Source organism: Pseudomonas aegrilactucae, assembly GCF_019168305.1.
Lineage (GTDB): Bacteria > Pseudomonadota > Gammaproteobacteria > Pseudomonadales > Pseudomonadaceae > Aquipseudomonas > Aquipseudomonas aegrilactucae.
The window spans coordinates 1-18,073 of record NZ_JAHTBI010000032.1; the positions used below are offsets into that span (position 1 = coordinate 1).

The 18,073-nt window shown below is 64.6% G+C and carries 15 protein-coding genes and 1 pseudogene; 5 read left to right on the plus strand and 11 right to left on the minus strand.

What is annotated here, in order from left to right; all coding sequences use genetic code 11:
- Positions 1–70 precede the first annotated feature (70 nt).
- From mqo to KUO17_RS09605, 4 genes and pseudogenes are all read right to left on the minus strand, one after another.
- On the minus strand, positions 71–1,660 hold the full coding sequence (mqo, locus tag KUO17_RS09595) for a malate dehydrogenase (quinone) (protein WP_217975287.1): 1,590 nt from the start codon (positions 1,658–1,660) through the stop codon (positions 71–73).
- 366 nt (positions 1,661–2,026) lie between these two features.
- Positions 2,027–2,794 (minus strand): methyl-accepting chemotaxis protein, encoded by a 768-nt coding sequence (locus KUO17_RS27115; protein WP_425274845.1) that lies wholly within the window; start codon positions 2,792–2,794, stop codon positions 2,027–2,029.
- Between the two features lie 165 nt (positions 2,795–2,959).
- Positions 2,960–3,652: pseudogene (locus KUO17_RS27120) on the minus strand (methyl-accepting chemotaxis protein); the annotation flags it as partial.
- Positions 3,653–3,863: 211 nt separating this feature from the next.
- Positions 3,864–5,627: an ABC transporter transmembrane domain-containing protein gene (locus KUO17_RS09605; RefSeq protein ID WP_217975289.1), complete on the minus strand. Its 1,764-nt coding sequence runs from the start codon at positions 5,625–5,627 to the stop codon at positions 3,864–3,866.
- A gap of 217 nt (positions 5,628–5,844) precedes the next feature.
- Between KUO17_RS09605 and KUO17_RS09610 the strand changes: the two genes are divergently transcribed.
- A complete protein-coding gene (locus KUO17_RS09610) occupies positions 5,845–6,015 on the plus strand; it encodes a PA1571 family protein (protein WP_217975290.1) in 171 nt (56 codons plus the stop codon).
- 178 nt (positions 6,016–6,193) lie between these two features.
- On the opposite strand, the gene pdxB is transcribed toward KUO17_RS09610, so the two are convergent.
- Positions 6,194–7,336: a 4-phosphoerythronate dehydrogenase PdxB gene (pdxB, locus tag KUO17_RS09615; protein ID WP_217975291.1), complete on the minus strand. Its 1,143-nt coding sequence runs from the start codon at positions 7,334–7,336 to the stop codon at positions 6,194–6,196.
- Positions 7,337–7,488: 152 nt separating this feature from the next.
- Here pdxB and KUO17_RS09620 point away from each other — a divergent pair, with 152 nt between their 5' ends.
- Complete coding sequence (locus KUO17_RS09620; RefSeq protein WP_217975374.1) at positions 7,489–8,880, plus strand: MATE family efflux transporter; 1,392 nt, start codon at positions 7,489–7,491, stop codon at positions 8,878–8,880.
- Here KUO17_RS09620 and tusA read toward each other — a convergent pair.
- Both tusA and rlmM read right to left on the minus strand, forming a co-directional pair.
- Positions 8,877–9,119: a sulfurtransferase TusA gene (gene tusA, locus KUO17_RS09625; protein WP_217975293.1), complete on the minus strand. Its 243-nt coding sequence runs from the start codon at positions 9,117–9,119 to the stop codon at positions 8,877–8,879. The two genes, KUO17_RS09620 and tusA, sit on opposite strands and share 4 nt — an antisense overlap.
- Positions 9,120–9,243: 124 nt before the next feature.
- Positions 9,244–10,308: a 23S rRNA (cytidine(2498)-2'-O)-methyltransferase RlmM gene (gene rlmM, locus KUO17_RS09630; protein WP_217975295.1), complete on the minus strand. Its 1,065-nt coding sequence runs from the start codon at positions 10,306–10,308 to the stop codon at positions 9,244–9,246.
- A gap of 251 nt (positions 10,309–10,559) precedes the next feature.
- Between rlmM and acnA the strand changes: the two genes are divergently transcribed.
- From acnA to KUO17_RS09645, 3 genes are all read left to right on the plus strand, one after another.
- A complete protein-coding gene (gene acnA / locus KUO17_RS09635; RefSeq protein WP_217975297.1) occupies positions 10,560–13,301 on the plus strand; it encodes an aconitate hydratase AcnA in 2,742 nt (913 codons plus the stop codon).
- A 67-nt stretch (positions 13,302–13,368) separates the two neighbouring features.
- Entirely contained in the window at positions 13,369–14,163 is a 795-nt protein-coding gene (locus KUO17_RS09640) for a CPBP family intramembrane glutamic endopeptidase (protein WP_217975298.1), read from the plus strand.
- 191 nt (positions 14,164–14,354) lie between these two features.
- Positions 14,355–15,920 carry a methyl-accepting chemotaxis protein gene (locus KUO17_RS09645; protein ID WP_217975300.1) on the plus strand — a complete coding sequence of 522 codons (1,566 nt, stop codon included), beginning with the start codon at positions 14,355–14,357 and terminating at the stop codon, positions 15,918–15,920.
- Positions 15,921–15,963: 43 nt separating this feature from the next.
- Here the strand turns inward: KUO17_RS09645 and KUO17_RS09650 are convergent, their stop codons facing one another.
- The 4 genes from KUO17_RS09650 to KUO17_RS09665 all read right to left on the minus strand — a co-directional run bounded on the left by KUO17_RS09650 (position 15,964) and on the right by KUO17_RS09665 (position 18,069).
- Positions 15,964–16,848: a pseudouridine synthase gene (locus KUO17_RS09650; protein WP_217975302.1), complete on the minus strand. Its 885-nt coding sequence runs from the start codon at positions 16,846–16,848 to the stop codon at positions 15,964–15,966.
- Between the two features lie 50 nt (positions 16,849–16,898).
- Positions 16,899–17,210 carry a transcriptional regulator gene (locus KUO17_RS09655; RefSeq protein ID WP_217975304.1) on the minus strand — a complete coding sequence of 104 codons (312 nt, stop codon included), beginning with the start codon at positions 17,208–17,210 and terminating at the stop codon, positions 16,899–16,901.
- A 70-nt stretch (positions 17,211–17,280) separates the two neighbouring features.
- Positions 17,281–17,712: a D-Ala-D-Ala carboxypeptidase family metallohydrolase gene (locus KUO17_RS09660; RefSeq protein WP_217975306.1), complete on the minus strand. Its 432-nt coding sequence runs from the start codon at positions 17,710–17,712 to the stop codon at positions 17,281–17,283.
- Positions 17,713–17,832: 120 nt separating this feature from the next.
- Positions 17,833–18,069: a glutaredoxin family protein gene (locus KUO17_RS09665; RefSeq protein ID WP_217975308.1), complete on the minus strand. Its 237-nt coding sequence runs from the start codon at positions 18,067–18,069 to the stop codon at positions 17,833–17,835.
- Positions 18,070–18,073 lie beyond the last annotated feature (4 nt).

The window sequence follows — 18,073 nt, forward strand, 5'->3', positions numbered from 1 at the left end:
TGCGGGCTTTGTGGTTTTTGCCTGCCTCAGCAGCTTCGCCGGCAACACCGGCGAAGCGCTCGACGCAACGTTACTGCGAAACCGCCACCGCCGCCTCGTCCGGCAGCACCGGCACGAACAGCAGGTTCAGACGCGCGCTGGTCCACTCGCGGGTCTGGTTGGTCAGCTCAAGGTTGTTGTTGAGCTTCTGGCCGTAGGTCGGCACGATTTCTTTCAGCTTGGCCTGCCACTCAGGGGTCTTGATGCGATCCTTGAAGGTCTTTTCCAGCACGGTCAGCATGATCGGTGCAGCCGTCGACGCACCGGGCGATGCACCCAGCAGCGCGGCGATGGTGCCGTCCTGCGCAGCCACGACCTCGGTACCGAACTGCAGGATGCCACCGTGTACAGGGTCTTTCTTGATGACCTGAACGCGCTGGCCGGCCTGCAGCAGTTTCCAGTCTTCGTTCTTGGCGTTCGGGAAGTACTCGCGCAGGTTATGCATGCGGTCTTCGAAGCTCAGCATCAACTGGCCCATCAGGTAGGTGCTCAGGTCGATGTTGTCGATACCGGCGTGGGTCATCGGCATGATGTTGTGGGTGGTCAGCGCCGAGAACATGTCCAGCAAGGAGCCGTTTTTCAGGAACTTGGTGGAGAAGGTCGCGAACGGGCCGAACAGCAGCACTTCCTTGCCATCGATGACACGGGTGTCCAGGTGCGGCACCGACATCGGCGGCGCGCCTACCGACGCCTTGCCATACAGCTTGGCCTTGTGGCGCTTGACGACGTCCTGGTTGTCGGTCATCAGGAACTGGCCGCCCACCGGGAAACCGGCATAGCCGTCAGCTTCAGGAATGCCGGACTTCTGCAGCAGCTTCAGCGCGCCGCCACCGGCACCGATGAACACGAACTTGGCCTTGACGCTGCGCTCGACACCCTTGTTGGCAAGGTCGGCGACCACTACGGTCCAGGTGTTGTCGGCGTTGCGCACGATGTCACGCACTTCGTGCGAGGTGTGCAGCTTGACGTTGTCGTGCTGGGTCAGCGAGGCGAACAGCTGGCGGGTGATCTCGCCGAAGTTCACGTCGGTGCCGATCGGCATGCGGGTTGCCGCGATCTTCTGGTCGGCGGCACGGCCTTCCATCACGATCGGTACCCACTTCTGGATCTGCGCGTGGTCTTCGGAGTACTCCATGCCACGGAACAGCGAGCTGTGCTGCAGGGCCGCATGGCGCTTCTTGAGGAACTCGACGTTCTTGTCGCCCCACACAAAGCTCATGTGCGGCACGTTGTTGATGAACGAGGTCGGGTTGTTCAGCACTTTCTGCTCGACCTGGTAGGCCCAGAACTGCTTGGAGATCTCGAACTGTTCGTTGACGCCGACCGCCTTGCTGATGTCCATGGTGCCGTCAGCGGCTTCGCTGGTGTAGTTCAGCTCGCAGAACGCGGAGTGGCCGGTACCGGCGTTGTTCCAGGCGTTGGAGCTTTCCTCGGCGACCTTGTCCATGCGCTCGTAGACGTCGATGGACCACTCTGGCTCCAGCTCGTTGAGGTAGGTCCCCAGACTTGCGCTCATGATGCCGCCGCCGATCAACAGGACGTCGACGGTTTTTTCCGGTTCACTGGGCTTGGAGCAACCGACGACGCTCAGGCACAGGAGCGTCAGCAGGATTTTTTTCATAGTTCAATCCAATTGAAGTGAAGTAGTTGGCAAATGACCGCCACTCCCTAAGTGCACGCCCGTCTCTTATGGTTTTGCTCGCGCTGGCCACGGCTTGTTCAGCATGGCGCCCAGGCAAATGGCCTGGCTGGCGGCTGGGGTATCGTTGTAGCGGGGAACGGTCGTAACGCCGTGGCTGCCGTGGCAACCCTGGGTGTCTTGCAAGGCTTAAGCCTGGGTCGCCATAAGCATGAAACGGGCCAACTCAAGCAAGACCAACGACTAATAGCTAGGACGTGTGGTCGCACCCCATCTTTAGCCGTTTTACTGGCGACAATCCGCCACATTGCCAGGCAAGCGTGCCAGCATGTGGCGGATTTCCCCCACTCAGGCCCTCAGGCGCGCCGTGACTTCGCCCAATTGCCCGGAGAGGTCATGCAGGCGATGACCGGCCTGCTCGGTACGCTGCACCGCAGCCTGGTTGGTGGTGGCGATGCAGGTGATCTGCACCAGGTTGCGCGAGATGTCCTCGGCCACGCTGGTCTGCTCTTCGGCAGCAGTGGCGATCTGGCGGTTCATGTCGCGGATCGCTTCGACCGCGTGGGTGATGCGCTGCAGCATCTCACCCGCGCGCTGTACCTGCTCGGCCCCCTCCTCGCTGCGCACCTGGCCGCTTTCGATGGCCTTGACCGCCTCGAGCGCGCCCGACTGCACGGCACTGATGATCAGGTTGATTTCGGCAATCGACGCCGCCGTGCGCTGGGCCAGGTTGCGCACTTCGTCGGCCACCACCGCGAAGCCGCGCCCAGCCTCGCCGGCACGCGCCGCCTCGATGGCGGCATTGAGCGCCAGCAGGTTGGTCTGTTCGGCGATCGCGCGAATCACCTCCAGCACTTTGCCGATACGGGCACTGTCCTGCTCCAGATGGCGGATCACCGCCGCGGTGCCGGCAATCTCCCGGTTGACCGCATCGATGGTGGCAATGGTCGCCTGCATCACCTGCTCGCCGGCCTGGGCACTGTGATCGGCGTCGTCTGCCGCGCGCGCCGCATCGGCGGCATGGCGGGCGACTTCCTGGGCCGTGGCGGACATCTCATGCATCGCCGTAGCCACCTGGTCGGTGCGCTGGAACTGATCGTCGGTGCCACGCGCCATGCCGGCAGCCAGGCTGCGCAGCTCGCCACTGGCCGCCTCCAGCTCTCCGGCATTACCCTGCAGCCGCCCCACGGTGTCGGCCAGAAAGTCACGCAGGGTATTGGCGGCCACGGCCAGACGCCCGAGTTCGTCCTGGCGGTCACTGGCCACACGGGCATCGAAGCGCCCCTGGCTCAGGTGCGCGACATACTCGATCAGGCGACGGATCGGCTCGATCAGGCTACGGTTGACCAGCCACAGGCTCAGCAGCGCAATGGCCAGCGCCGAGCCGAGCATCACCAGCAGGCCCAGCCACACCGTACGCTGGGCGCTGGCACTGATGGCTGCAGCCTGCACCTGGGCATCGGCGCGCAACTGGCTGACCAGCTCGCTCATCTGCTCGCTGGTGGCACGGTCCACGCCCTTGACCGCCTGATCCCCTGCGGCGGGGTCGGCCCCGGCAGCCACGAATGCATCGCGCCCGCGTGCATAGGCGACGCCAAGCTGCGCATGGCTGTCCTTGAGCGCCTGCAGCCGCGCCTTGAGCGCTGTATCCGCGCCATTGTCACGCACCAGTTGTGCCAGCAGCGTCTGCACCTGCTGCTCGCGAGCCGCGAACTGCTGCCAGTACTTGTCGAGCTCGGCCGGCTGCCTGCCGCGCAGCAGCACGTTCTTCCACTCCTGCACCTGCACCTTGAACTGCAGGTTGGCCTCATCGATCAATTGCGAGGCCTGCAGCGGCCCTTCGACCAGTTGACCGTAGCCACGCACACTGGCCGACAGGAACTGGAAGCACACCAGGGCAATCAACAGCATCGCCAGCAGGCTGCCGCCCAGCAGGGCAAGAATTTGCAGTCGCAAGGATTTACGCAGAGACATCGGGAAGGATCTCGGAACAAGGGATAGGGGAACTGGCGAGCACCAGGTGCCACCAGTCAAAGACGTCCTTGTCCTCGTTCACCGGGCAAAAAAAAGCTGCCATCGAGCGACGGCAGCCAAACTGCATTGAGCATTACGCAACAGCTGATTCGATAGTCTCAGGGCATTGCTACAAAAATGTGACAGCCGTGTAAATCCTGTCACATTTCCTTCATGCCGCATTGAACTGCAAGGCGGCCAGCCGCGCGTACAGCGGGTTTTCGGCGATCAGTTGGCGGTGCGTGCCGATTGCCACCAGCCGCCCCTGATCGATCACGGCGATCCGGTCGGCGTGCTGCACGGTGGCCAGGCGGTGCGCGATGACCAGCGTGGTGCGCCCTGCCATCAGGGCCGGCAAGGCCTGCTGGATCAGGTGCTCGCTTTGCGCATCGAGGGCGCTGGTGGCTTCGTCCAGCAGCAGTATCGGCGCATCCACCAGCAGCGCCCGCGCAATCGCCAGGCGCTGACGCTGCCCGCCCGACAACCCCAGCCCGGCATCGCCCAGATGGGTCTGGTAGCCCTGCGGCAGTTGCAGGATGAACTCGTGGGCATGCGCACTGCGCGCCGCCGCCTCGACCTCGGCGCTGCTGGCATCGGCGCGACCGTAGCGAATATTGTCCTCGACACTGCCGTAGAACAGCGCCGGGGTCTGCGCCACCAGCGCAAAATGCCGGCGCAGGTCCTGCGGGTCGAGCCGGGTCAGTGCCTGGCCGTCCAGCAGGATCTGCCCCTGCTGCGGGTCGTAGAAGCGCAGCAGCAGGTCGAACAGCGTCGACTTGCCCGCCCCGGAAGGCCCGACCAGCGCCAGCGTCTCGCCGGGCATCACGCTAAGGCTCAAGCCATCGATGGCCGCCGGCGTGGGCCGCGAAGGGTAGGCAAAGTGCACATCCTGCAGCTCCAGGCGCCCACTGACCCGTGCCGGCAGGCGCTCCAGCCCCGTTGCGGGGGCATGGATCTCGCTGCGCGCGGCCAGCAGTTCGGCAATCCGCTCTGCCGCCCCGGCCGCGCGCTGCAACTCGCCGATCACTTCACTCAAGGTGCCGAAGGCACTGCCGACGATCAGGCTGTAGAAGACGAAGGCCGCCAGCTCGCCGCCGGAAATGCGCCCGGCGATCACGTCCATGCCGCCCACCCACAGCATCACCCCGACAGCGCCCAGCACCAGCACGATCACCAGGGTGATCAGCCAGGCACGCTGCACGATGCGCTGGCGCGCCGTGCTGAACGCCGCCTCCACCGTCAGGCCGAAGCGCTGCTGGTCACGGGCCTGGTGATTGTAGGCCTGCACCGTCTTGATCTGGCCGAGGGTTTCGGCCACATAGCTGCCCACGTCGGCGATCCGGTCCTGGCTCTGGCGTGACAGGCTGCGCACGCGTCGGCCAAAAATCAGGATCGGCGCCAGCACCAATGGCAGGGCCAGCACCACGATGCTGGTGAGCTTGGGGTTGGTGACAAACAGCAGCACGATACCGCCCAGCACCATCAGTGCGTTGCGCAGGAACAGCGACAGCGACGAGCCGATCACCGACTGCAGCAGGGTGGTATCGGCGGTCAGGCGCGATTGGATCTCGGAGCTGCGATTACTCTCGAAAAAGCCCGGGTGCAGGTACACCAGATGGTCGAACACCTGCTGGCGTATATCCGCCACACACCGCTCGCCAATCCAGGACACCAGGTAGAAACGGCTGAAGGTGCCCACGGCCAGCGCCAGCACCAGCAGCATGAACAGGCCGATGGATTGGTTGAGCAGGTGCGGCGACTGGGTCATGAAACCCTGGTCGACCAGCAGGCGGATGCCCTGCCCCATCGACAGCGTGATGCCGGCGGTGACCACCAGCGCCAACAGCGCGCCCAGGGCCTGGGTGCGATAGGGCCGAATGAAACGCCAGGCCAGTTGCAGGGCCTGGCGTTGGCGGGAAGAAAGAAGGCTGGGCATAAGTGGCTTTTGTTTATCCATGGGTAACTACAGCCTACACCAAGTGCGGCCACGCCCATGCAAGGCAGTAGCTAGAGCGTTTAGTTCTAAAGTGGCACTGGCGATTTGTCTTACTTTCTGGTGGACTGGTAACCGTCACGGATCGTCGATGGAACTGTCACAGAGCGGTCATGTCGCAGATCTAGTCTGAGCGCGAAACCTGATGAGGAGACAGGAAATGACCTTGCAGAACAGCACCAATGAAGCAAAGCACTCCGGCCACCCGAACCCGGCGTGCGGATCGATCATCGATGCCCAGGGCAGGGAAATCGAGATCACCGAAGACATGATCAAGAAAGCCTGCGAGGACCTGGAGAAAAGCCGGGTAGAGCTCGCCAAGAAAGACTGAGCCCCTTATTCAATCAACCCGGCCTGGTGCCGGGTTTTTTATGCCTGGTATTTCAGCATTGGCTGGCCCGGCCTCTTCGCTGGCAAGCCAGCTCCCACAGAACATCCACCGATCCCGAGGAAGGTGCTGTACCTGTGGGAGCTGGCTTGCCAGCGAAGGGGGCGACGCAACTCAAGCACTATGCCAACACTGCGCCCACTGCCCTTACCATCTGCTGCAACTCGGGCGCATCACCCTCGATGCGCACCGCCAGCCCCTCGATCTCGCGTCGCGGTGGGTACTGCTTGCGCAGCACATCGAAGGCCAGCCGTTGCGCCTGCGAATCGGCGCTCAGGCTGCGGCGAAACTCGGCATCGTCGCGGCGCGGGTCGTACACCGCACGGCACAGCGTGGCCAAGGCCCAGGCCGGGTCGGTTTCGGCCTGCAGGCTCAGTTGCGCCAGCCATGGGCGTGGCAGCAGGTCGGCCAACCGCACCGTCTCGGCCTCCCCGCGCCAGGCACAGAATGCCTGGTAGATCTGCGCGGTCCCCCGCTGCTTGCCGTCCAGGCTGTAGCCGGCAATATGCGGCGTGGCAATCACGCACAGGTCGACCAGGGCCACATCCACCTGCGGCTCGCCCTCCCACACATCGAGCACCGCCTGCACGTCGTCGCGCGCCTGCAACAGGCCGCGCAACGCGCCATTGTCCACCACCGGCCCCCGGCTGGCATTGATCAGCCACGCGCCGGGACGCAGGCGCGCCAGGCGCTCGGCGTCGAGCAGGTGCCAGGTCGGGTGTTCGCCAGCCTTGGTCAACGGCGTGTGCAGGCTGATCACATCGCACTCGGCCAGCACCTGGTCCAGGCTCACGTAATCCCCACCCTCGACCGCCTGGCGCAGCGGATCACACACCCGCACCGCCCACCCCAGCCCGCGCAACACCTCGACCAGGCGCCCACCCACCTCGCCGGCACCAATCACCCCATAGGTACGCTGGGCCAGCGCCACGCCATCGAGCTCGGCCAGGGTCAGCAGGCTGCCCAGCACGTAGTCGACCACCCCGCGGGCATTGCAACCCGGCGCGCTGGACCACTGGATGCCGGCCTGGGCGAAGTAATCCAGCGCCAGGTGGTCGGTGCCGATGGTGCAGGTACCGACAAAGCGCACCCGGCTGCCCTCGAGCAGGGCCTGGTCAACCGTGGTCACCGAGCGCACCAGCAGCACATCGGCGTCCTGCACACAGGCGCGATCGATGCTGCGCCCGGGGTAACGGCGAAGCTCGCCGAAACCCGCAAAGAAGGCATCGAGCAGCGGAATATTCTCGTCGGCAACAATCAGCATGGCGCTCTCCTGTAGGGGAGCGCAGTGTAGGCCCATACGGTCGGCCCGATCCAGCCAAGATAAAGCCTGCCCGCGTATTTCCTGACCAAGGCGTCAAGGCGTAGACTAGGCGGTTTTCCGCGCCTTTATTGTGGACGCCTGCCTTGACGCACCTGAACGCCGACACCACCCGCCTCTCTCGCCCCGCGCGGGTGGGCACCGAAGCACGCAGCCTGCTGCGCCTGGCCACGCCGATCATCATCGCGCAACTGGCCACTACCGCCATGGGTTTCGTCGATGCGGTGATGGCCGGGCGGGTCGGCCCGCGCGACCTGGCAGCCGTGGCCCTGGGCAATTCGATCTGGGTACCGGTGTTCCTGCTGATGACCGGCATCCTGCTGGCCACCACACCCAAGGTGGCGCAGCGCTTCGGTGCCGGGCAGTACGCCGAGATCGGCCCGCTGGTGCGCCAGGCCTTGTGGCTGGCGGGGGTGGTCGGCCTGGGCGGCTGCGCCCTGCTGCTCGGCGCCGAGCCTGTGCTGCACCTGATGAAGGTCGACCCCGAACTGATCGCGCCGTGCATGGGCTACCTGCAAGGCATCGCCTTCGGCCTGCCGGCGGTGGCGCTATACTACGTGCTGCGCTGCTGCAGCGACGGTCTGGGCCGTACGCGCCCGAGCATGGTGATAGGGCTCAGCGGGCTGATGCTGAACATCCCGCTCAACTATGTGTTCATTTACGGCCACCTGGGCCTGCCGGCCATGGGCGGCGTAGGCTGCGGCTGGGCCAGCGGTATCGTGATGTGGTTCATGGCGCTGGCCATGGCGCTGTGGGTCGGCCGGGCGGCAGCGTATCGCCAGGCCCAGGTGTTCGCCCGCTTCGACTGGCCACAATGGCCGGTGATCAAGCGCCTGCTCACCGTGGGCCTGCCGATCGGCATCGCGGTATTCGCCGAATCGAGCATCTTCGGGGTGATTGCGCTGTTGATCGGCAGCCTTGGCGCGACCGTGGTGGCCGGGCATCAGATTGCCCTGAACGTCAGCTCGCTGGTGTTCATGATCCCCTACTCGCTGGGCATGGCCGTGACCGTGCGTGTCGGCCAGGCCATCGGGGCCGGCGATGCGCGCCAGGCACGCTTTGCCGCCGGGGTGGGCATGGGCACGGCGCTGGCCTACGCGTGCTTTTCAGCCAGCCTGATGCTGTGGCTGCGCGAACCGATCGCCAGCATCTACACCACAGATACGGCAGTGATCCAGATTGCCTCGATGCTGATCGTATATTCGGCGCTGTTCCAGTTCTCGGATGCGATCCAGGTGACGGCTGCCGGGGCCCTGCGCGGTTATCAGGACACCCGGGTGACGATGATCCTGACCTTGTTCGCCTACTGGGGCATCGGCTTGCCCGTGGGTTACCTGCTGGGGCTGACCGAGCATTTTGGCCCGGCCAGCGGCCCGAGTGGCTTGTGGCAAGGGCTGATCGTCGGTTTGACCTGTGCGGCGTTGATGCTCTCAGTGCGCCTGGCGCGCAGTGCGCGCAAGCGCATTCGCCAGCAGGCCCGGAGTTAGCCGGCTTTCTTGCGGATCCAGTACAGGTAGGTACCGGCGTCCTCCTGCTGCCCCACCAGCTCATGGTCGAGGAAGGCGCAGAACTTGGGAATGTCGCGCCGGGTCGAGGGGTCGGTGGCGATCACCTTGAGCAGGCCGCCGGCCGCCATGTCACGGATGGCCTGGTGCAGCATCATGACCGGCTCGGGGCAGTTGAGGCCGGTGGCGTCCAGGGTCGCGTCAGGGGTGAAATCGGTCATCAGGTACTCCGGGGGCTGCGGTTATTCGGTGTTGGTCTTGAGGGCCTCTTCGCTGGCAAGCCAGCTCCCACAGGTTCTGTGAGCGCCGCAAAACCCTGTGGGAGCTGGCTTGCCAGCGAAGGGTTCAACGCGGCTTCATATCCAGGCGACGCAGGTGGCATGTCACCTCTTCACGATCGTGATACAGCTGCTTGCAGCCGATCGACACCTTGATCTTGCGCGCCTTGAAGCCCTCTTCGATGCGCTCGAGCAAACGCCGCACTTCGGCATAGCGCTGCTTCATCGGCAGCTTGAGGTTGACCACCGCCTCGCGGCACAGCCCCTCGCCCAGCCAGGTCTCGAGCAGCGCCGCGCTGCGCGCCGGCTTCTCGACGATGTCGCACACCATCCAGTCAACGGTCTGCCTGGGCTTGAAGGTAAAGCCGTCCGCCATCAGGTGCTGCACCAACCCGGTGTCCATCAGGCTCTCGGCCATCGGCCCGTTGTCGATGGCGGTCACCAGCATGCCGCGCTTGACCAGTTGGTAGGTCCAGCCACCCGGCGCCGCCCCCAGGTCGACCCCGGTCATGTCGCCGGACAGGCGCTGTTCCCACTGGTCGCGCGGGATGAAATGGTGCCAGGCCTCCTCGAGCTTGAGCGTCGAACGGCTCGGCGCCTCGCGCGGAAACTTCAGGCGCGGGATGCCCATCGGCCACATCGCCGAGTTGTCCGCCGCCGCCAGGCCGACGAACACGCGCCTGCCACTGACGAAGGTCAGCAGCAGGCGTGGCTTGCTGTCGTCCTCGACCAGCCGACCCGCCTTGGTCAACGCCTTGCACAGTGGCGCCTCGAACTTGCGGCAGAAGGTCGACAGTTCCTTGCCGTCGTTGGTGTCCATCACCTCCAGCCACACGCTGCCGCACACCGGGTAGCTGGCCAGGTGTTCGAGCAGCACGCTGACGCGGTCGGTCTCGGGCAACTCGACAAAGCTGCCACGGGCCCACTGGCGCGGGAAGATCAACTGCTTGAAACGCAGTTCGCGCATCAGCCGCTCGGCACCCTCGGCATCGTTGCACACAAATTCGGCGCAGGCGCTCTGCGGCTTGCCCTTGGCATAACCGGCAACCCCCAGGCGTGCAGCATGCTCGGCGATCTCGGCACACACTTCACCCTCGAAACCGGGCCGGCAATGCATAAACAGGGTATTCATCAATTACTCCAGAACGGCTGGCAGGTACACCAAGCCTGACCGGGCGCAACACAGGCACCCGACAAATCGGCGAATGATAAAGCAGTTTAGGAACTGGCGACACGCCCCGCCGGTCCAGTACTTGGTCAGGCCCGCCAAACAGGGCTAACCTGACCGTTCAGCCAGGTCCGTGCCGTGCGGACCGTCACAGAGGCGGTGAACTGGCGACTGCAAGGATGATTGCCAGGCACCGACGCAGAAGGAGTTGGCAGATGCCCTCGCTCGACAGCCTGAAAACCCTCAAGACCCTGACGGTGCAAAACCGTGAATACCATTACTACAGCCTGACCGAAGCCGCCCGCAGCCTCGGCGACCTGCAGCGCCTGCCCATGTCGCTCAAGGTGCTGCTGGAAAACCTGCTGCGCTGGGAAGACGGCAAGACCGTCACCGGCCAGGACCTGCACGCGCTGGCCGACTGGCTGCAGCAGCATCGTTCGGACCGCGAGATCCAGTACCGCCCTGCGCGGGTATTGATGCAGGACTTCACCGGCGTACCCGCCGTGGTCGACCTGGCGGCCATGCGTGCCGCCATGGCCAAGGCCGGCGGCGACCCGCAGCGGATCAACCCGCTGTCGCCAGTGGACCTGGTGATCGACCACTCGGTGATGGTCGACCGCTACGCCAGCCCGCAGGCCTTCGGCGAAAACGTCGACATCGAGATGCAGCGCAATGGCGAGCGCTACGCGTTCCTGCGCTGGGGGCAGAATGCCTTCGACAACTTCAGCGTGGTACCGCCCGGCACCGGCATCTGCCACCAGGTCAACCTGGAGTACCTGGGCCGCACCGTGTGGACCCGTGAGGAAGACGGGCGCACCTACGCCTTCCCCGACACGCTGGTGGGCACCGACTCACACACCACCATGATCAACGGCCTCGGCGTGCTGGGCTGGGGCGTGGGCGGCATCGAGGCGGAGGCGGCCATGCTCGGCCAGCCGGTGTCGATGCTGATCCCCGAGGTGATCGGCTTCAAGCTCAGCGGCAAGCTGCGCGAGGGCATCACCGCCACCGACCTGGTGCTGACGGTGACGCAGATGCTGCGCAAGAAAGGCGTGGTCGGCAAATTCGTCGAGTTCTACGGTGACGGCCTGGCCCAATTGCCCCTGGCCGACCGCGCAACCATTGCCAACATGGCTCCCGAATACGGTGCCACCTGTGGCTTCTTCCCAGTGGACGACGTGACCCTGGATTACCTGCGCCTGTCGGGGCGCCCGGCGGACACCGTGCAACTGGTCGAGGCCTACTGCAAGGCCCAGGGCCTGTGGCGTCTGCCCGGCCAGGAGCCGGCGTTCACCGACGCGCTGGCGCTGGACATGGATGAAGTCGAGGCCAGCCTGGCCGGCCCCAAGCGCCCCCAGGACCGCGTGGCGCTGTCGCAGGTCAGCCAGGCGTTCAACAGCTTCATCAGCCTGCAACCCAAAGTCTCGAGCAAGGAGGTCGGCCGCCTGGAAAGCGAAGGTGGCGGCGGCGTTGCGGTCGGCAACGCCGATCAGGCCGGCGAGGCAAGCTTCGAATACGAGGGCGCCAATCACCTGCTCAAGGACGGTGCGGTGGTGATCGCCGCCATTACCTCGTGCACCAACACCTCAAACCCCAGCGTGATGATGGCTGCCGGCCTGGTGGCGAAAAAGGCCGTGGAAAAGGGCCTGCAGCGCAAACCCTGGGTCAAGAGCTCGCTGGCGCCCGGCTCCAAGGTGGTCACCGACTACTACAATGCCGCAGGGCTCACCCCCTATCTCGATGCCCTGGGCTTCGCTCTGGTGGGCTACGGCTGTACTACCTGCATCGGCAACTCCGGCCCGCTGGCCGAACCGATCGAGAAAGCCATCACCCAGGCAGACCTCACGGTGGCCTCGGTACTGTCGGGCAACCGCAACTTCGAAGGCCGTGTGCACCCGCTGGTCAAGACCAACTGGCTGGCATCGCCACCGCTGGTGGTGGCCTACGCCTTGGCCGGCAGCGTACGTGTAGACCTGACCAGCGAGCCGCTGGGCACCGGCAAGGACGGCCAGCCGGTGTACCTGCGCGACATCTGGCCCAGCCAGCAGGAGATTGCCGCCGCCGTGGCCAAGGTCGACACCGCGATGTTCCACAAGGAGTACGCCGAAGTGTTCGCCGGCGACGCCCAATGGCAGGCCATCGAGGTGCCGCAGGCAGCCACCTATGTGTGGCAGCAAGACTCCACCTATATCCAGCACCCGCCGTTCTTCGACGACATCACCGAACCGTTGCCGCTCATCCAGGATATCCAGGGCGCCCGCGTGCTGGCCCTGCTGGGCGACTCGGTGACCACCGATCACATTTCTCCCGCCGGCAACATCAAGGCCGACAGCCCGGCCGGGCGCTACCTGCGCGACAAGGGCGTGGAGCCACGCGACTTCAACTCGTACGGCTCGCGCCGGGGCAATCATGAAGTGATGATGCGCGGCACCTTCGCCAACATCCGCATCCGCAATGAAATGCTCGGCGGCGAAGAAGGCGGCAACACCGTGCATGTGCCCAGCGGCGAGAAGCTGGCGATCTACGATGCGGCCATGCGCTACCAGGCTGAAGGCACGCCACTGGTGGTGATTGCCGGGCAGGAATACGGTACCGGGTCCAGCCGCGACTGGGCCGCCAAGGGCACCAACCTGCTCGGGGTCAAGGCCGTGCTGGCCGAAAGCTTCGAACGCATCCACCGCTCCAATCTGGTAGGCATGGGCGTACTGGCGCTGCAGTTTGCCGAGGGCCAGAGCCGCAAGACCCTGGGCCTGAACGGCCGGGAGCAGTTGGACATCGTTGGGCTGAGCAACACCCAGATACGCCCGCACATGAACCTGACCCTGCGCATCACCCGCGAAAACGGTGCACAGGAGCAGATTCAGGTGCTGTGCCGTATCGATACGCTCAACGAAGTGGAATACTTCAAGGCCGGCGGTATCCTGCATTACGTGCTCAGACAACTGATCGCGGGCTAGCACGTGCCCTGGCGCAGGGTTGGCCAGTCGCGCTGCCGACCCTGCGCTGTACCTTTAAGGATTGACCATGCTTGCGCCCCAATGGATCGGGCTGTTTCTGTTCACCTGCGGTTATGCCCTGGCCTTGGCCTACGGCAGCCTCGGCCCTGCGGCGGCCTGCAGCTTCATCGCGCTGTTCGGTGCCGGCTGGCTGGTGCGGCGCCCCTGCCGACGCTGGCTCACAGGACTGGGCCACGGCCTGTTCGTCGCCGTGGCGACCGGTCTGGCGGTGCATGCCCTGCCCGGTTTTCACAACGCCCTGGTGATCGACGCACAGCGCCTGACGGCGGATGCCACACCCTTCTCGATGTACCTCAACCTCGACAAGCCACTGATCGCGCTATGGCTGTTGCTGGCGTGCCCGTGGATCGTGCGGGCACGCGGCCTGCGCCATGGCTGGGCCAGCGTGGCGCTGGCCCTGCCGCTGACGGCGACGGTTTGCCTGGGCGGTGCCTGGCTGCTGGGCATGCTGGCCTGGGCGCCGAAATGGCCGGCCACCGCGTGGCTGTGGGCGCTCAACAACCTGCTGCTGGTGAGCCTGGCCGAAGAGGCACTGTTTCGCGGTTACCTGCAGGGCGGCCTGCAACGCTGGTTCGCACGCATCCCCCGGGGCGATAGCCTGGCGTTGGTGCTGGCCGCCGGGCTGTTCGGCCTGGCGCACCTGGGGGCGGGCTGGCACTGGATGCTGCTGGGGAGCCTGGCCGGTATCGGCTACGGCCTGGCCTACCGATATGGCGGCCTGCTGGCAGCGGTGGTCACGCATTTCGGCGTCAACCTGATCCATTTTTCAGGCTTTACCTACCCTCAGCTGGCGATACCGTGAACCACTGGTCATTAGCTGACTAATGTGACAAACCTATGAAAGAATGCCGATAATTTTCAGAACTTTGCACACTTCAACTACACCACGACCAGAAAGCGCACCTTGAGCCGGATCAATATTCCTTAAATATCCATTCAATAAAAACGCCTATCTGCCGATACCTCACGAAAGCCTCCCGGATAGAACAGCTTATGCGTAACAATCAGCCGATTACCCAGCGCGAACGTACTTTCCCTGCACAACAACGCCTGATTTCGACCACCGATGCCAAGGGTGTGATCACCTATTGCAACGATGCCTTCGTCGAGATCAGCGGCTTTTCGCGGGAGGAGCTCATTCGTGCGCCACACAACCTGGTTCGGCACCCGGATGTGCCGCCGGCCGTGTTTGCGCATATGTGGAGCACCCTCAAGCAAGGCTTGCCGTGGATGGGCATTGTCAAGAACCGCTGCAAGTCGGGTGATCACTACTGGGTGAACGCCTACGTGACGCCGGTGTTCGAAAACAACCAGGTGGTCGGCTATGAGTCGGTGCGGGTCAAGCCCAGCGCCGAGCAGGTCCGCCGCGCCGAAGAGCTGTACCAGCGCATCAACCAGGGCAAGCCGGCCATCCCGCGCCGCGACCGCTGGTTGCCGGTACTGCAGGACTGGCTGCCGTTCATCCTGGTCAGCCAGGTCGGCTTCCTGATCGGCAGCTGGCTGGGCCACTCGTGGGGCTTCGCCGTGGCCGCCGGCCTGTCGGTACCGCTGGGCCTGCTGGGCCTGAGCTGGCAGCAGCGCGGCCTCAAGCGCTTGCTGCGCCTGGCTGAACAGACCACCTCCGACCCGCTGATCGCACAGATGTACACCGACAGCCGCGGTGTACAGGCGCGCCTGGAGATGGCCATGCTCAGCCAGGATGCCCGCCTCAAGACCTGCCTGACCCGTCTGCAGGACACCGCCGAGCACCTCAACGAGCAAGCACGTCAATCCGACGTACTGGCCCACAACAGCTCCTCGGGCCTGGAACGTCAGCGCGTCGAAACCGAACAGGTCGCCGCCGCTGTCAACCAGATGGCCGCCACTACCCAGGAAGTGGCCAACCACGTGCAGCGCACCGCCGATGCCACCCAGGAAGCCAACCGCCTGACCGGCCGCGGTCGTGACATTGCCGGCGAAACCCGCGACGCGATCCAGCGCCTGTCCACCGCCGTTGGCGAGACCGGCCTGACCGTGACCCAACTGGCCCGCGACAGCGACGAGATCGGTGGCGTGGTCGATGTGATCAAGGGTATTGCCGACCAGACCAACCTGCTGGCGCTCAACGCTGCCATCGAGGCGGCACGCGCCGGCGAGATGGGCCGCGGCTTTGCGGTAGTGGCCGACGAAGTGCGCCAGCTGGCGCAGCGCACCAGCGAATCGACCGGGCAGATCCACGGCCTGATCGCCAAGCTGCAGCAGACTGCCAGCAACGCCGTGCAAACCATGGAAGCCGGCCATCGCCAGGCCGAGGAAGGTGTGGCGCGGGTAATGGAAGCGGACCAGGCACTGGTGGGCATCAGCGAAGCGGTGGCCAACATCACCGACATGACCACCCAGATTGCCGCCGCCACCGAAGAGCAGACCGCCGTGGCCGATGAAATCAGCCGCAACATCAGCACCATTGCCGAACTGGCCGACCAGACCTCGGAGCAGGCTCAGCATTCCGCGCTGCTCAGCGAACAGCTGACCTTGACCGCCACCACCCAGTACTCGCTGGTGGAACGCTTCAACCGCTAAACCCTGTGGCGCACAACCCTGCCGGTTGTGCGCCGACAGCGGCCTACCAGTCGAGCGTCAGCCGGCTTTCGAAGTAACGCTCCTCGCCCATCAGCGGATCCTTGAAGCGCAGGTTGTGGGCCAGCAACTTGAGCGGCTTTGCGTAGTCGTCCGCGCCCTGCAGTACCTCAGGGTAGAACGGATCGTTGCAGATGCTCGCGCCCAGTGCGGTCATGTGCACGCGCAACTGATGAGTCTTGCCGGTCACCGGCGACAGGCCATAGCGCCACCACTCGCCGTTCTTCTCCAGCACCTGGGCAATCGTCTCGCTGTTGCTGGCACCCTCCACTTCCTGCATGCGAAAGAACGGCTCGCCATTGACCAGCCGGCTTTTGTGCACCAGGGGGAACGCCCGCTCAGGCAAGGCACGGGCGATGGCCTGGTAGTGCTTGTCGATCTGGCGGGTGGGGAACAGTTGCTGGTAGGCCGAACGGCTCTGCGGGTTGGCGGAAAACAGCACCAGCCCGGCAGTATGCCGATCGATACGGTGCAACGGCACCAGGTGCGGGTTGTCGAGGCGTCGGATCAGGCGACGCAGCAGGGTGTGCTCGACGTACTCACCCGTTGGCGTCACCGGCAGGAAGTGCGGTTTGTCGGCCACCACCAGGTGTTCATCGATGTGCAGGATGTGCTCCTGCACCGGGATCGGCTTCTCGTTGGGCACTTCGCGAAAATAGTGGATGCGCAAGCCGGGCTTGTAGGCCAACCCCAGCATGATCGGCGCCCCCTGTGCGTCCAGCACCCGCCCCCGCGCAATACGGTCGAGCCACTGTTCGCGACTGATGGCCTTGAAGTGATCGCACAGGCAATCGAGCACGGTGGCCCAGTTACCTGGTGGCAGGCACACGGTACTGGCCTGATGCTGGGCCGGATCGAAGGGGACACTCATGAACACGCTCGCCTGGGGTTGGGCGGCCATTATCCTGCATGGCCGCCCGCTCAGCCAGCCTGGCTTGCCGCCGCCTCGGTGAACTCCTTGAGCCAGCGCAGCACCTCCACCGCCTCCCAGCGGCCTGGGTCGTAGAGCGCATACAGCAAGCCCTGATACCCCACCACATCCAGCGGACGGTGATAGCCGGCACGCTGAAAGAGCGCTTCGATCTCGGCAAAGCAGGTGTTGAAATGCACCTTGCTGAAGGGCGTTTTTCCCTCGGTCACCAGGCCGTCCAGGCGCAGTTCGAGGACAGCTTCGCGCACCTGCTCGACGGACATGCGGTTGACGCTGTATTTCAATTGTTCGACGTTGACCATCGTCCGGTCCCTCTGGCGCAAGCGCTCACTCGATAACTGTATTTACATACAGTGTATGAATGAACAGTAGTCACTGCAAGCCCGGCAGATAACCGGTGCCTTCGCGCACCGTCAGCACCTGCTGGCGCCCCGCCCCTTCGGCAAGCGCCAGGTGGACCCAGCGGTCGAACTCGAGGATCAGTTGATCGAAGGCCAGGCCGCTGTCGATCACCTGTTGTGCCAGCGCGCGGGCGGGCATGTCCGAGACCATGATGTCGGCGGCCAGGCCCAGGGTGTGCGCACTGCCGGGTGCCCCGCCGACCCGGCGGTTGACTTCGGCGCTGCGGTAGGCGCTGCTGACTCGGATTGGGCGCCCGACCTTGTGACGCAGTTGCTCCAGGCACTGGCTCAAGCGGCACAGATTGGCCAGGGCATCGGGCGCTGGGGTGTTGTCGAGGCCCTCACGCAGGGCCGTGTCGGAAGCCGTCAGTTCTTCTAGTGTGAAATGCGGACTCAGGTTCATGTTCGCCACTCCTTGGCGGTTGAGAATTCGTCGCAGCCATAGGCTGCGAGGACGATTCTCCAACGCCAACCGCGCCACTGCACCTGTATTTGTGCATGCGCATGTAAACGTCCCGAGGGCTCAGCGCAGGAAAGCCACCACCTGGTCCGCGTCGAACGGCCAGCTCAGCTCCGCGCCGGTATCGCAGCGACGCAGCACGGGAATCAGCAAGCCATAACGGTCGACATTCTCCTCGCGGTCGGCAATATCGACCAGCTCGACCAGCAGCCCGTGCTCAACGAACGGCATGAGGATAGCCTCGGCCACTTCACACAGGTGACAGCCCAGGGTACCGAACAGTTGTGTTTCAGGAGGCATGGGA